Source organism: Agromyces sp. NPDC127015 (genome assembly GCF_042725165.1).
Lineage (GTDB): Bacteria > Actinomycetota > Actinomycetes > Actinomycetales > Microbacteriaceae > Agromyces > Agromyces chromiiresistens.
Window position 1 is genome coordinate 636,309 of sequence record NZ_JBHXDI010000002.1, and the last position, 13,386, is coordinate 649,694.

Annotated in this window: 16 protein-coding genes; 9 read left to right on the forward strand and 7 right to left on the reverse strand. The window is 71.5% G+C overall.

Annotation, left to right across the window (positions count from 1 at the left end):
• Positions 1 to 221: 221 nt before the first annotated feature.
• Entirely contained in the window at positions 222 to 1,673 is a 1,452-nt protein-coding gene (locus tag ACFWGP_RS09185) for a DUF6421 family protein (RefSeq protein ID WP_231429548.1), read from the forward strand.
• A gap of 112 nt (positions 1,674 to 1,785) precedes the next feature.
• Entirely contained in the window at positions 1,786 to 2,448 is a 663-nt protein-coding gene (locus tag ACFWGP_RS09190) for an SDR family NAD(P)-dependent oxidoreductase (protein ID WP_376930730.1), read from the forward strand.
• 7 nt (positions 2,449 to 2,455) lie between these two features.
• Here the strand turns inward: ACFWGP_RS09190 and ACFWGP_RS09195 are convergent, their stop codons facing one another.
• From ACFWGP_RS09195 to ACFWGP_RS09205, 3 genes are all read right to left on the reverse strand, one after another.
• Positions 2,456 to 3,211 (reverse strand): hypothetical protein, encoded by a 756-nt coding sequence (locus tag ACFWGP_RS09195; RefSeq protein WP_376930731.1) that lies wholly within the window; start codon positions 3,209 to 3,211, stop codon positions 2,456 to 2,458.
• 147 nt (positions 3,212 to 3,358) lie between these two features.
• The gene (locus tag ACFWGP_RS09200) at positions 3,359 to 4,021 is read right to left on the reverse strand and encodes a DUF4232 domain-containing protein (RefSeq protein ID WP_376930732.1); all 663 of its coding nucleotides are present in this window, start codon (positions 4,019 to 4,021) and stop codon (positions 3,359 to 3,361) included.
• A gap of 107 nt (positions 4,022 to 4,128) precedes the next feature.
• On the reverse strand, positions 4,129 to 5,445 hold the full coding sequence (locus tag ACFWGP_RS09205) for an MFS transporter (RefSeq protein WP_374201077.1): 1,317 nt from the start codon (positions 5,443 to 5,445) through the stop codon (positions 4,129 to 4,131).
• A 51-nt stretch (positions 5,446 to 5,496) separates the two neighbouring features.
• Here ACFWGP_RS09205 and ACFWGP_RS09210 point away from each other — a divergent pair, with 51 nt between their 5' ends.
• Positions 5,497 to 5,883, forward strand: coding sequence for a phage holin family protein (locus ACFWGP_RS09210; protein ID WP_376930733.1), 387 nt, complete (start codon positions 5,497 to 5,499; stop codon positions 5,881 to 5,883).
• A gap of 63 nt (positions 5,884 to 5,946) precedes the next feature.
• On the opposite strand, the gene ACFWGP_RS09215 is transcribed toward ACFWGP_RS09210, so the two are convergent.
• From ACFWGP_RS09215 to ACFWGP_RS09230, 4 genes are all read right to left on the reverse strand, one after another.
• Positions 5,947 to 6,852, reverse strand: coding sequence for a hypothetical protein (locus ACFWGP_RS09215; RefSeq protein WP_376930734.1), 906 nt, complete (start codon positions 6,850 to 6,852; stop codon positions 5,947 to 5,949).
• Positions 6,849 to 7,640: a hypothetical protein gene (locus ACFWGP_RS09220; protein ID WP_231429542.1), complete on the reverse strand. Its 792-nt coding sequence runs from the start codon at positions 7,638 to 7,640 to the stop codon at positions 6,849 to 6,851. Before ACFWGP_RS09220 ends, ACFWGP_RS09215 begins: the two co-directional genes overlap by 4 nt.
• Positions 7,637 to 7,993, reverse strand: coding sequence for a PadR family transcriptional regulator (locus tag ACFWGP_RS09225; protein WP_231429541.1), 357 nt, complete (start codon positions 7,991 to 7,993; stop codon positions 7,637 to 7,639). The genes ACFWGP_RS09220 and ACFWGP_RS09225 overlap by 4 nt, the downstream gene beginning before the upstream one ends.
• Positions 7,994 to 8,122: 129 nt before the next feature.
• Positions 8,123 to 8,638, reverse strand: a complete 516-nt coding sequence (locus ACFWGP_RS09230) for an emopamil-binding family protein (RefSeq protein WP_231429540.1) — start codon at positions 8,636 to 8,638, stop codon at positions 8,123 to 8,125.
• Between the two features lie 242 nt (positions 8,639 to 8,880).
• Between ACFWGP_RS09230 and ACFWGP_RS09235 the strand changes: the two genes are divergently transcribed.
• From ACFWGP_RS09235 to ACFWGP_RS09260, 6 genes are all read left to right on the forward strand, one after another.
• Positions 8,881 to 9,537 carry an HAD-IA family hydrolase gene (locus tag ACFWGP_RS09235; protein WP_231429539.1) on the forward strand — a complete coding sequence of 219 codons (657 nt, stop codon included), beginning with the start codon at positions 8,881 to 8,883 and terminating at the stop codon, positions 9,535 to 9,537.
• Positions 9,538 to 9,716: 179 nt separating this feature from the next.
• On the forward strand, positions 9,717 to 11,102 hold the full coding sequence (locus ACFWGP_RS09240) for a sensor histidine kinase (RefSeq protein WP_376930735.1): 1,386 nt from the start codon (positions 9,717 to 9,719) through the stop codon (positions 11,100 to 11,102).
• Entirely contained in the window at positions 11,099 to 11,839 is a 741-nt protein-coding gene (locus tag ACFWGP_RS09245; RefSeq protein WP_376930736.1) for a response regulator, read from the forward strand. Before ACFWGP_RS09240 ends, ACFWGP_RS09245 begins: the two co-directional genes overlap by 4 nt.
• A gap of 74 nt (positions 11,840 to 11,913) precedes the next feature.
• A complete protein-coding gene (locus ACFWGP_RS09250; RefSeq protein ID WP_231429536.1) occupies positions 11,914 to 12,252 on the forward strand; it encodes a helix-turn-helix transcriptional regulator in 339 nt (112 codons plus the stop codon).
• Entirely contained in the window at positions 12,249 to 12,761 is a 513-nt protein-coding gene (locus tag ACFWGP_RS09255) for an SRPBCC domain-containing protein (protein ID WP_275505145.1), read from the forward strand. The genes ACFWGP_RS09250 and ACFWGP_RS09255 overlap by 4 nt, the downstream gene beginning before the upstream one ends.
• Complete coding sequence (locus ACFWGP_RS09260; protein WP_376930737.1) at positions 12,761 to 13,339, forward strand: dihydrofolate reductase family protein; 579 nt, start codon at positions 12,761 to 12,763, stop codon at positions 13,337 to 13,339. Before ACFWGP_RS09255 ends, ACFWGP_RS09260 begins: the two co-directional genes overlap by 1 nt.
• Positions 13,340 to 13,386: the final 47 nt, after the last annotated feature.

The window sequence follows — 13,386 nt, forward strand, 5'->3', positions numbered from 1 at the left end:
TCGGGGCAGGCGCTGAGGTATTCTCATGATTGCTCGGCTGCGGCCGTTGCGCCGACTTGGCGATCTCGATCGCCGGATCGAGCCCGAACGCAGCATTCCCGCGTCGGGACGCAATCAATCGCGAGCGGATGCCTCGTAGCCTTGAGTTGTGCGGCGATTCATGCCGCGCGCCATCACCCATCAGCAGTCTCGGATCCCTCAACGAGGAACGGAGGTTCACAATGTCGAACATCACGATCGACCCCATCGTCGGCGAACCCGAGGTCCTCGAGGACGTCACGCCCGAGCAGATCGCCCTCGCCGACGGCGTCGAGAACGACCCGTCCTGGCTCCGCCTCAAGGAGTCCGCGACGAAGCTCCAGTCACTCCAGGTGAAGGACGGCTCCGTCCCCGTCGAGGCCGACAAGGCCGAGGCATCCGCCCTCGTCGACGCCATCGTCGAGTCGGTCGCCGCGCTCGCGCCGCGCTTCCCGCACGAGGCCGCGTACCTCACCGCGCTCCAGGCAGACTTCCGCAAGTGGCAGGCCGCGGGCCTCGAGGTCCCCGACTTCCTCGACTCGCTCGTCGAGTTCCAGCCGCAGCGTCACCGCATCGACGGCATCCGCCACCTCGTCGTCTTCCCGATGTACACGCAGAACGGCTCGCTCGACCGCCACGTCGAGGCGCTCGTCGTCGAGACGATCTGGCCCGAGTTCATCGCGGCCCTCGAAGCCGGCGACTACGGCAACAAGCTCTTCGTGTCGCTGCGCCTCGTCGACTTCACGCCCGGCTACGACACCAACTCGGCGGTGCTCTTCCCCGAGACCGTCGCGATGCGCGAGATCCCGCCGTTCACGTGGGGCGCCATCTTCCAGGACCGCGAGGCCGCCCGCTACCGCAAGGTCGTGCGCGCCGCGAGCGACATCACGAAGCTCGAACTGCCCGCCGACGCGGCCGAGATGCTCACCGACCAGGAGCTCACCGAGCGCACCTTCGTGATGTGGGACATCATCCACGACCGCACCCACATGCGCGGCGACCTGCCGTTCGACCCGTTCATGATCAAGCAGCGCATGCCGTTCTTCCTCTACTCGCTGGAAGAGCTGCGCTGCGACCTGACCGCCTTCCGCGAGTCGGTGAAGATCCAGCGCGGGCTCGACGCCCGCCTGGCCAAGGGCGAGGAGCTCACCGACGTCGAGGAGCAGATGCGCTCGACCGGCAAGCTCGTGCAGTACGCGGTCATCTTCGACCGCATCTTCCGCTTCGCGATCACCGGTTCGCGCGTGCGCAACTACGACGGCCTCGGCGGCCAGCTGCTGTTCGCCTGGCTGCACAAGAAGCACGTGCTCGAATGGCGCGACGTCGAGCTCAGCTTCGACTGGGACAAGGTCGCCGACGCGGTCGTCGAGCTCGGCGACGCGATCGACCTGCTCTACTGGGAGTCGATCGACCGCCCGAAGACGGTGCACTGGCTCAAGGCCTACGAGCTCGTCTCGTCGGTCGTCACGCCGAACCCGGCGTCGGTCTGGGCCGAGGGCCTGCCGCGCGAGGTGCTCGCCGGCCCGCCCAAGGGCTACACCGACCTCGTGATGGACGACGAGTTCCCGCTCTCGATGTTCTTCGAGGCGCTCGACAAGAAGATGAAGCCCGTCATCGAGTCGACCGTCGGCATCACGGCCAAGACCGAGGTCTGACCCCACCGTTTCAGGAAGACGTACGCTGCTCAGGACGGAATCTGCGGTTTCGTCCTGAGCAGCTTCCTTTCTCCTGGATCACGCTTCCACTCAGCTCGACGAGGAGCCCCACATGACCGACCACCCCACCGGCGCCGCAGGGCGCACCGTGCTCATCGCGGGTGCCACGAGCGCCTCGGGCCGGGCCGTCGCCCGCGCGCTCCTCGAGGCGGGTGCCCGCGTCGTCGCCGTCGGCAGCGACCGCGGCCGGCTCGACGAGATGGCGGCGGAGCTGCCCGGCATCGTGACCGAGGTCGCCGACCTCACCGACCAGATGCAGGTCTGGCCGCTCGCGATGCGCGTGCACGGTCGCGTGGGCGACGTCGACGGCATCGTCCACCTCGTCGGCGGATGGCGCGGCGGCGGAGGCATTCCGGGGCAGACCGAAGAGGACTACCGCGTGCTCGAGCGCTCCTTCTCGGCGCTGCGCCATGTGAGCCGGGCGCTCTGGGACGACCTCATCGCCTCCCCCGCCGGCCGCATCGCCATCGTCTCTTCGACGACCGTCGAGCGCCCCACCGCGGGCGGTGCGAACTACACGGCCGTCAAGGCCGCGAGCGAGTCGTGGATGCAGTCGCTCGCGCACGGCCTCGCCAAGGAGGCGCCCGCAGGTGCTGCCGTCACCTTCCGGGTGAAGGGGCTCGCCGGCCTCGAGGAACGGCTCGCCGACGAGGTCGTCGCCCTCTGGTCGAAGGATGCCTCGGAGCTGAACGGGCGCATCGAGACGCTCGCCTGACTGCTGCTCAGCCCTTGACGCCCTCGGCGCCCTGGGGCGCCTCGACGCCGGACGATTCGCCGTCGGACGCGCCGGCGTCGGGGGCATCGCTCGGCGGGGGCGTCGCCGACTCCTCCTGGTCGTGCTCGACGGCGACCACGAGGCATCCCTCGCCGCCCTCGGTGCCGTAGAGCGCCTCTCGCCAGGCGGCCTGCCCGGGCTCGGTGAGGTCGTCGGGCATCGCCGGCGCGAGCGATTCGGGGTCGGGCGACTCGGCCTCCCACCACTTCCAGTGGCGGTACTCGAAGCCGGCACTCGTCATGCAGTCGCGCACGAGCTGCTGGAACGACAGCCATGCCGCCTGTTCTTCGGCCGTGGGCACGGGGTCGGCGGGTGGCGGCGTCTCGTCGCCGGGTTCATCGGGCGAGGTTCCGGGCGAGGGCGCCGGGTCGTTCGGCTCGGGCGTCGTCGAGTGGCGCGGCACCGGCTCGGTCGGGCCTCGACCACTGCCGGGATCGCCCGGGCCGCCCGGCGCATCGGTGCCGCGCGCACCTGCATCGTCGTCGCCCGCGGTCGCCTCGCCGGCCCCGCTCGTGTCGCCGGCGTCCGCCCCGGGGACGCGCGGACCGGTGCCCGTCTCGGGGTCGAGCTCGTCGACCGCCCTCGGTTGCACGCGGGCGTCGTAGAGCACGGGTGCGCCGGTGCGCGCGACGGCCACGCCGAGCGACACCGAGCCGACGAGCAGCACGGCCATCGCGGCGCACAGCAGGAGGACCTTGCGCACTCGGCACCTCCTCGTCGCGCCGCGGCAACCGGTCGGCGCTCAGGCGTCCGGCCATGCTACGTGACCCCCGAACGGGGTACAACCCCCCTCAGGCGGTTTCATGCGCCTCCGCAGGGCGCCGATGCGGGCGCGGCGAGACCGGCGACGTCAGCCGACGACGAGCGGCGAGATCGTCATCGTCGAGACGTCGCCGTCGCACACGGTGATGGCGTACGCGGCGTCGATCCCGGCGTCGGCGCCGTCGGGGCTGAGGCGGGCGCGGACACCAGACGCGTCGACGGGCGTGCAGTCGTACGCGCCGGCCTGCGACGCCCGGACGTGCGCGGTCGCGACGCCGCCGGCCGGCACGACGACGAGTGACGACGTTCCGGCGTCGGCGACTGCGGGCATGCCCACCTCGGCGCCGTCGGCGGCGATCGCGATGAGGCCGGGCCAGCCGTCGAAGCTGCACGCGTCGTCGGACATGTTCGTGAAGACGAGGCTGAACCCGAAGGAGCCGGCGCCCGACTCGTCGGGCAACGGTTCGACCGCGAGCGCGAACTGCCCGTCGAGGCAACGGAGTGCGAACGCGTCGCCTGAGAACGGCTCCTGGTCGCGTTCGGCGACGCCGGGGTCGCCGGCGGAACCGGTGGCGTCGGCGTCGGCGCCGGGAGCCGTCGTCGCCGAGTCGGATGCGGCCGGCGTGCTCGAGGCGGTCGGCTCGCCCCTCGAGTCGCCCGAGGACGTCGCACCCGCGCAACCGCTCAGGGCGATCGCACCCGCCAGCAGCACGCCGAGGGCGACGACGATGCGTGTGACCCTGACCGACATGTCCCACTCCTCACCGCGGCGACGTCGCCGACGCCACAGGCTAACCCCCGAGGCATCCACCGGGAAGAGGGATGGCCCTGATGCGCCCCAACCGTTACGCGTCCCGGTCAGTCGGCCTGCGGCCCGCCCTTGGGCTCGGCCGCATCGGCGGCCGTCGCCTCGTCGGGGACGCCCGTCGCGACGTCGGCCGGCGACTGCTGGCGGCGGCTGAGCCAGATGAACGGCACGGCGAGCACCTGGAACGCACTGCTCACGAGCAGCGACCCCGGGTACCCCCACAGGTCGGCGGACCGGCCGAGCACGGGCTGGATGACCGCACCGCCGGCGCTGCCGAGCAGCGAGTCGAACGAGAGCACGGTCGCGCGCTGGGCCGACGGGATCATGTCGTTGAGGTACGCCCGCCGCACCGGGCCCGCGGCCGCGTCGACGAGGCCCCAGAGCACGAGCAGCAGGAGCGCGAGCCAGAAGCTCCGGTTGAGGCCGAGTGCCACGAGCACGCCCGTGCTCACGACGAGGCTCAGCAGGACGGTCGTCGTGCGCCGGCGGAAACGACGCCGCACCCACGGTGCGAGGTAGCCGCCGATCACTTGAGCTCCCGACAGGATGGCCGCCGCGAGCCCGGCGATCGAGTACGCCTCCTCGTCGCCCCACAGCTCGACGAGATACGGCTGCAACGCGTAGAAGACGTAGAAGCCGACGCCGGTCGTGAAGAACGACGCGAGCATGAGGTATCGCACCGGCGGGCGGCCGAGCCCGTAGGTCAGCGACGCCTTGAAGACCGTCTTCGTCGCCTGCAGCGGGTGCGCACGGCCCGCGGGTGTGAAACCGAGGTCGTGCATGAGCAGCGCGGCGACGACGAACATGATGACGAGCACGCCCGCGCGCATGATGAACGGCACGCCCAGGTCGGTCGCCTGCGCCACAGCGCCGCCCGTGATCGAGCCGATGAACATCGCCGCGCCCGAGAGCGCCGTGCCGCGGCCGAACACCCGTTCGAGGCTGCCCGTGTACCCGGTCGCCGTGAGGGCGTCGACGAGCCACGCCTCGGTCGCACCCGAGAAGAACGTGAAGCCGAGGCCGAGCAGTACCGAGACCACGGCCCACGCCCAGAACGGCGCCTCGATCACCCAGAGCCAGTAGTACATGGCCGTCGTGGCGGCGAGGGTGATGGTGCCGAGCAGGTACGACATGCGTCGCCCGAGGGTGTCGGCGACGACCCCCGTCGGCACCTCGAAGATGACCATGCCGACCGAGAAGAACGCGTTCGCCGCGAAGGCCTCGAGATTCGAGAGGCCCGCGTCGAGCAGGAACAGCGTGTTCACGCCCCAGATGAACGACGCCGCGAGCGTGTTGCCGATGAGCAGGGTGAAGTAGACGGACTGCACCCGTCGCGCCGTCTGGGTCACCGCCGTCGGCTCGCTCACCCGCCCATCATCCTCCCGACCGGCCCCGCACGGAAGCGGTACGCTCACGCCATGGTGCGCTTCCTCATCCGGCTCGGCGTCTCGCTCCTGCTCGCCGCCCTCGCCCTCTTCATCGCATCGCTGCTCGTTCCGGGCATGCACCTGCACTGGTCGGGGTTCCTCGTCGCGATCATCGTGTTCGCCGCCGTGCAGGCGCTCCTCGAGTGGCTCGTCGAGACCCTCTTCCACCGCGGCGCCCCCGCGGTGGCGGGTGTCGCCGGACTCATCTCGACCGCGGTCGCCCTCTTCGTCGCCTCCCTCGGCGACGGCATCACGTTCGACGGCGTCGCGCCGTTGGTGCTCGCCGCCGTCATCGTCTGGATCATCACCGCGCTCGCCGCCTGGCTCTCGGGCAAGTACCTGCTGCCGCGCATCGCGCCCGAGAAGAAGCGGGCCTGAACCGCTGAGCAGGCGGATGCCTCGGGTCCGGCGTCGACCCCGAGGCATCCGTCTCGTCGTGCATCAGTGCATGGCGTCGCGGCCGTTGACGTGCACGGCGTAGCCGTAGCAGCCCGCGTCCTCCCAGCGGTAGGCGGAGCCGGTTCCGGCGTCGCCGCCCTCCGCGAGCGCCCATTCCGCCTCCTGCTCGGGGGTGAGGTCGTCGGGCATCGCGTCCTGGGGATCGACATCCATCGGGTCGGGCGTGAGGTAGGCGGGATTCCACCACTCGAAGTAGAGGTACTCGAAGCCCTTGTCGGCCATGCACCGACGGACGTCGTCTTGGAAACCGAGCCACTTCTCGCGCGGTGTCGGCAGGTCGGGGTCGTCGGGCGGCACCGGTGCCGACAGCGGCGTGCCGGCGGCCCGGGCGGCCTCGGCCGCCGCCTCGGCCTCGGTGCCACACCCGCCTTCGAGACTGTACGGGTGGTCGGGCCCCAGCAGGGCCTGACCCCACAGCACGGATGTCTCGAAATCGAGTCCGACCGGCTGGGAGTTCTCTTCGAGCCACCACCGGGCGATGCGGTACTCGTACCCGCGCTCCGCCATGCACTGTCGGATGAGCTCTTGCACGCCCAGGTACTCCGACCGCTCCTCCATCGTCACGTAGTCGGGGTCGCTCGGCTCGAGGTACGGGTTGTAGCTCGCCGCCATGGTGCCGGTGCCGGGCTTCGGCGGGGCCTTCGGCTCCTGCGGGGGCGGCGTCGGCACGCCCGGCTCGACCTTGGGCAGCGACGCGAGGTACGACTCGGTCGCGTCCAACGGTTCGCCGTCGTCGCCCACGGCGACCGGTCCGGCGCCCGGCTCGGCGACCCGCTCGGGCTGCGGCTGGTTCGCCGCGTAGGCGGCCGCACCCAGGGCGACGATCGACGCCCCGCCGATCACGGCCCCCGAGATCGCGACGACCGCGGCGATGCGCTGCAGGTTCATGCCCGCGCCTCCTCTCCGGTGGGCGCGACGTCGACGGTAGGGTCGCTTCGCCGACGGCGCGCCCACATGCCTCCGGCACTCGGCAGCCACCACGCCGCCATGGCGACGAAGAAGAGCACCCCGGCCGCCGACATGGCGCGGTTCACGAGCATCGCCTGTTCGATCGCGGCCGCATAGAACGCGCCGAGCGTCGTGCTCGACGCGATGAGGGCGTACATGCCGAACCTGATGAGCACGTAGCTCGCCGCGGCGAGCCAGAGCGCGCCGAGCCACCGGAACCGCGGCGCGGCCGTCAGCACCGCCCCGAGCACTGCCATCGCCAGGCCGAAGACACCGGCCGCGACGAGATCCCACGCGCCGGCCCAGTCGCCCGAGGCCATGCTCGCGACCGTCCGCCAGACGACGAGCACGCCCCACGCGAGGAGCAGCGCCGTCGCGAGGTGGGCCAGCGCGGGCATCGCGAGCGGGAAGGTGCCGCGCGGCGCGGTCAGCGCGAGCCGTCGCAGTTGCGCCTGCCGCCAGCTGAGGTCGGCGGGGATGCCGCGGATCAGACGCCCCACGATCGACCGCGACACCCCCCGTTCTCCGGTCTCGGCGGCGACGGCGCGCTCTTCGTACAGGTCTGAGGCGAGCTCGGCGCGACGGGCGGTCGCGACCGGCTCCGCGAGGTCGCGCGTGTACCAGCGGCACCAGCCGAGCACGACGGCGTCGACGCGATCGGCCCCCGTGCGCGGCTCGACCGTGCGTTCGACGAACGCGTCGCCCAGGTCGAGCCCGTCGCCGCTCATGCGAACGCCGCCTTCGGTCGAGCGGCCGGTGCGGGCTCGCGCGCGGCGAGCTCGGCGCGGTGGGCGAGCTCACCGGCGCCGGTGACGCGGTAGAGGCGGCGGCGCGGGCGACCCTCGGCCTCGGCGAGCACGGCCTCCTCCCAGGTCGACTCGAGCAGCCCCGCCTCGGTCATGCGGGCGAGGGCCTTGTAGAGCGTGCCGTGCGCCGTGAGCGCGGCCGCCTCGTTGCGTTCGGCGATGCGCTTCGCCAGGGCGAAGCCGTAGAAGTCGCCGTCGTCGTGCTGCAGGTCGATGCCTGCGGCGAGGATGTCGACCTCGAGGTCGAACAGTCGCCCTTCACGTCTGCGTGCCATGCGGAAAGAATAGGAAGATATCTTCCTATAGTCAAGGGTTCCGTCGCGCCGACGGCCACCGCCCGCTCCTCGGGCGGCGAGGTCGACCCACTCCTCGCCGTCCTCGGGCACCTCGCCGCGGCATCCCCGTCAGAACCTTCTCGTGAACGGCAGCGGCTTGCGCATGCGCACCAGCAGCACGATCGGCACGAGCACGTACGGCAGGTTGAACGCCAGGAACTTGACCGGGTTCGTCGTCTGCCACTCGGGCTCGCCGAAGAACTCGACGCCGAACACGATGATGCCCGTGATCGTCGAGATCATGGTCGCGTAGATGACGCTCGGCAGCTGGATCCAGTTCCAGCCCTTGATGAGCGAGGTCACGAGCAGGATGTAGAACGGCATGTACACGAACGCCGAGAGCCCCGTGACGATGCGCATCCACGTCGGCGGCTCGGCGAACAGCGGATCGGTGTCGTGCGCGTACCAGTAGTTCGAGTTGACGAAGAAGTTCGACGACGGCTGCGAGATGTCGACGCCGAGGGTCGGCAGCATGTCGCTGATGAGGCTCGTGATCGTGAAGATCGAGAAGATCACGATGAAGAACCAGTCGAAGGGGCGCTCGCGCAGGCGCAGGTTCGGGGCGGACGTCGGGGCAGCCGTCATGGGTCGAGAGCGTACAACGAGGATGCCTCGTGGCGCACGCGTGTCGTCACGGGGCCCGGTCGCGGGCGAAGTGCGGCGACGGCAGCGAGCACCTGTGGAGGACTCGCGGCAGCACTTGCCTGTGCAGGGCGACGACGACGGCGGCAGCGGCAGCGGCAGCGGCGCTGTCGGCGGCGGTCGGAGTCGATACCTCGGCATCGGCGCCGCGGCGAGCGCTCGACCGCCGCGTGTAGCCTCCCCACGTGACCACCGTGATCCGCGCCTCCGCCGTACTGCTCGACATGGACGGCACGCTCGTCGACTCGACCGCCGTGGTCGAGCGGGTGTGGACCGACTGGGCGGTCGAGCACGGACTCGATCCGGCCGACGTCCTGCCGGTGATCCACGGCAGGCAGGCGCACGCGAGCATGGCGATCCTGCTGCCGGCGCGAGCCGTCGACGAGAACCTCGCCGACAACCGCGCGATGCTCGAGCGCGAGACCACCGAGACCGAGGGCGTCGTCGCCGTCGCCGGCGCCGCCGGCCTCCTGCGTGCACTCGCCGGGGTGCCGCATGCGCTCGTCACGTCGGCCACGCTCGCACTCGCGACCGCTCGCATGGCGGCCGCCGCGCTCCCGATGCCCGCGATCGCGGTCACCGCCGAGAACGTGACCGAGAGCAAGCCCGATCCCGAGGGATTCCTCGCGGCGGCCGCCGCGCTCGGCGTCGCACCGCACGACTGCGTGGTGTTCGAAGACTCCGGAGCCGGGATCACCGCCGCCCACCGGGCCGGCATGCGCGTCGTCGGCGTCGGCCAGCTCGCCGAACGGCATGGGGCCGATCATCTCGTCGCCGACCTCTCGACCGTGCGGGTCACCGTCGACGGGCCGACGTTCACCATCACGCTGACGCAGCGCTGAGACACCGCGACGAGCCGCGCTGCGGATGACCGCGACGGGGCGCACCCCGCGCCCACTGTCGCACCACCGCAGCACCGCAGCACCGCAGCACCGCAGCACCGCACCACCGGACCACCGGACCGCCCGATCTCCGCCGCACGACGGATCTCGCCGCGACCACGGCTCGCTAGCGTGGAGGGATGCCCGAATCCCTGATCAACGCGCAACCGGTCGCGCCGGGCGCGGAATGGGTGCGGCCGCGCCCCGACCGACGCGGGTACCGCAACGACCTCGTCCTGGCGCTCGTGCTCGCCGTCGGCACCGCCGCCAGCGTCGTGCTCTACCGGGCCACCGGCTGGGGCGAGGGAACGCCGTGGTGGGCCTCTGCGCTCTGGGTGGTCGGCATGAACCTCCCCCTGGCCGCGCGGCGCCGGTGGCCCGAGGCGGTCGCGCTCGTGGCATCCGCGGTCTTCATCGCGGGCGGGCAGACCGGCGTCGGCGAGGCGCTCTTCTCGAACATCGCACTCTTCGTCGCGATCTATTCGGTCGGTGCCTGGAGCCGCAGCCGCCGCATCGCGACGATCGTGCGCGCGGTCATCGTCGTCGTGATGTTCGGCTGGCTGTTCTGGGGGCTCATCTTCTACTCGGCCATGCAGGACCACCTGCCCGAACTCTCCCGCGAGGGCGGCCTGCTCTCGCCGTACGTCGCGTACGGCCTCATCAACGTGCTGACCAACCTGCTCTTCTTCGGTGGCGCCTGGTACTTCGGCGACAACGCCTACCGGTCGGCGCGCGCCCGGGCCGAGCTCGAGCAGCGCACGGGCGAGCTCGCCGCCGAACGCGAACGCACCCGCACGCAGGCCGTCGCGCTCGAACGCCTGCGCATCGCACGCGAACTGCACGACGTCGTCGCGCACCACGTCTCGGTCATCGGCGTGCAGGCGGGCGCCGCCCGCCGGGTCCTCGCGAAGGACCCGGCCGCGGCCGCCGCGTCGCTCTCGACGATCGAATCGAGCGCGCGCGAGGCCGTCGACGAGTTGCACGCGCTGCTCGGCACGCTCCGCAGCGACGACGACACGGGTCCGGTCGACCTCGGCGACACCGGCGGGGTCGACGACCGCGGCGGCGCCGGCGAGGCGGCCGCCACGAGCACCTCCACCCGCGGACTCGCCCGCCTCGACGAGCTCGTCGCCGAGTCGTCCGACGGCGGGCTGTCGGTGACGCTGTCGATCGTCGGCGAGCCGCGACCGATCTCGCAGATGGTCGACCTCAGCGCCTACCGCATCGCGCAGGAGGCCCTCACGAACGTGCGCAAGCACGCGGGCGCCGCCGCGACCGCCGAGGTCCGGGTGCGCTGGACCGACGCGGCGCTCGAGGTCGAGGTCACGAACACGGGCACGGCGACCACGCTCGCCGGCAATGCACGACGCGGGGATGCCTCGACCGGGGCCGGCCTCGGCCAGCTGGGCATGCGCGAGCGGGTCGCCGCCGTCGGCGGCACGCTCGAGCTCGGACCGCGCGCCCGCGGCGGCTATCTCGTGCGCGCGAGTCTCCCGCTCCGGCGGGTCGAGGAGGTGGGCGCGTGAGCATCCGCGTGCTCGTCGTCGACGACCAGAGCCTCGTGCGGGCGGGGTTCCGCACGATCCTCGACTCGGAGGACGGCATCGAGGTGGTCGGCGAGGCCGCCGACGGCCGGGCCGCACTCGACCGGGTCGCGGAACTCGCCCCCGACGTCGTCTGCATGGACGTGCAGATGCCCGGCATGGACGGCCTCGAGGCGACGCGGCGCATCACGGCCGACGCGGCGACGACCGCGGCCGTGCTCGTGCTCACGACGTTCAACCGCGAGGACTACCTGTTCGCCGCACTCGATGCGGGCGCGAGCGGGTTCCTGCTGAAGAACTCGAGCCCCGAGCAGCTCATCGAGGCCGTGCAGGTCGTCGCCCGGGGCGACGCGCTGCTCTCGCCCGACGTCACACGGCGGGTGATCGAGGCGGCACGACCCGGCCGGCCGAGGAGCGGCGACCCTTCGACCGCTCGACCGGCTCAGAGGGAACCGGGCCCCGGAATCGAGACGTTCGCAGACCCCGGCACCTCGACCGCGACATCCCCCGCCCTGCTCACGCTCACCGACCGCGAACGCGAGGTGCTCGAACTGCTCGCCGAGGGCATCTCGAACGCCGAGATCGCCGAACGGCTGTGGGTCGGCGAGGCGACCGTGAAGACGCATGTGTCGAAGGTGCTCATGAAGCTCGGCATCCGCGACCGGGTGCACGCCGTCGTCTACGCGTACGAGCACGGCGTGGTGCGCCCGCGCGGCTGAATCCGGATCGGGGTTGACGCACGCCCACGACCGACCTATGGTTAAGCAATTCATTAATTAAGGAGTTGCTTACATTGGTCGAGGCGAACGACGAGCTGAGCGCGGTGTTCCAGGCACTCGCCGACCCGACCCGCCGCGCGATGCTCTCGCGCCTGCGCGTCGGCCCGGCGACCGTCGGCGAGCTCGCCGAGCCCTTCACGATGAGCCGCCCCGCGATCTCGCAGCACCTCAAAGTGCTCGAACGCGCCGGCCTCATCGAGCGCACCGCGACGGCCCAGTGGCGCACGTGCACCCTCCGAACCGAGCCCCTCGACGAGGCGTCCGCGTGGGTCGAACGACACCGCGGCGAGTGGAACGACCGCTTCGACCTGCTCGCCGAGCACCTCCGCACCATGAAGGAGAATTCGGAATGACCGAGTACCAGACCACGACGACGGATGCCTCCGGCTCCGCCGAACGCCCGCAGTTCACGATCACCCGCGTGTTCGACGCACCCCGCGAACTCGTCTGGCGAGCATGGACCGAGCGCGCCGACGCCGCCGAGTGGTGGCACCCGCGCGACGTCACGATCAAGCCGGGCAGCATCGACCTCGACGCACGTGTCGGCGGTCGCTACCGGTACACGATGGTCGCGCCCGACGGAACCGAGTACCCCACCGCCGGTGTCTACCGCGAGCTCGACGCCCCGAAGCGCCTCGTCATGACCTGGGGCTCCCCCGGCGATCCCGACGACGGCGCGCCGGTCATCACGGTGACCCTCCGCGAACTCCCCGGCGAGCGCACCGAGATGCTGTTCCACCTCATGGGGATCGCCGGCGCTGCAGGCGACGACAACGTCTACGACGGGTGGGACTCGGCGTTCGACGTGCTCACCGAACACCTCGACGGGGCCGGCCCGTCGTCGGGAAGCGAGGCGAGCTGATGGGCCGCCTCATCGTCGAACAGGTCGTGACGGCCGACGGGTACGCCGCCGACCCCGACGGCGGCATCGGGTTCTTCGAGGCGCTGATCCCGACCGGGGACGACGGCGAGCCCCAGCTCAACGACGCCGAGCAGCTCGCCTACGTCTCGCAGGCCGACGCGATCCTGTTCGGCGCGACGACGTACCGCATGTTCGCCGACTACTGGCCGAAGGCCGACCCCGCCGTCGAGCACGTCGCCGGGCTCATCGATCGGCTGCCGAAGCTCGTCGTCTCGAACACGCTGGCCGAGGCGCCGTGGGGCGACGGCCGGATCGAGATCCTCTCGGGCGACGGCTCCGAGCGCACCGCCGAGGTGAAGCAGCGATTCGACACGACCATCGTGTGGGGCAGTCTCGTCCTCACCGACGCCCTCTTCGCGGCCGGTCTCGTCGACGAGCTCCACCTGCGCATCGTGCCGGTGCTGCTCGGCGACGGTCGATCGTTCACGCCGACCGCGATGACCGACCGGGGCCTGACGCTCGACCGCGTCGCCGAACGCCCCGGTGGGGTCGTGAGCCTGCGCTATCGCGTGCGCTGAGCGCCGTCGCGCCACGGAGGCCGGGAAGCCATGGGCCTCCCGGCCTC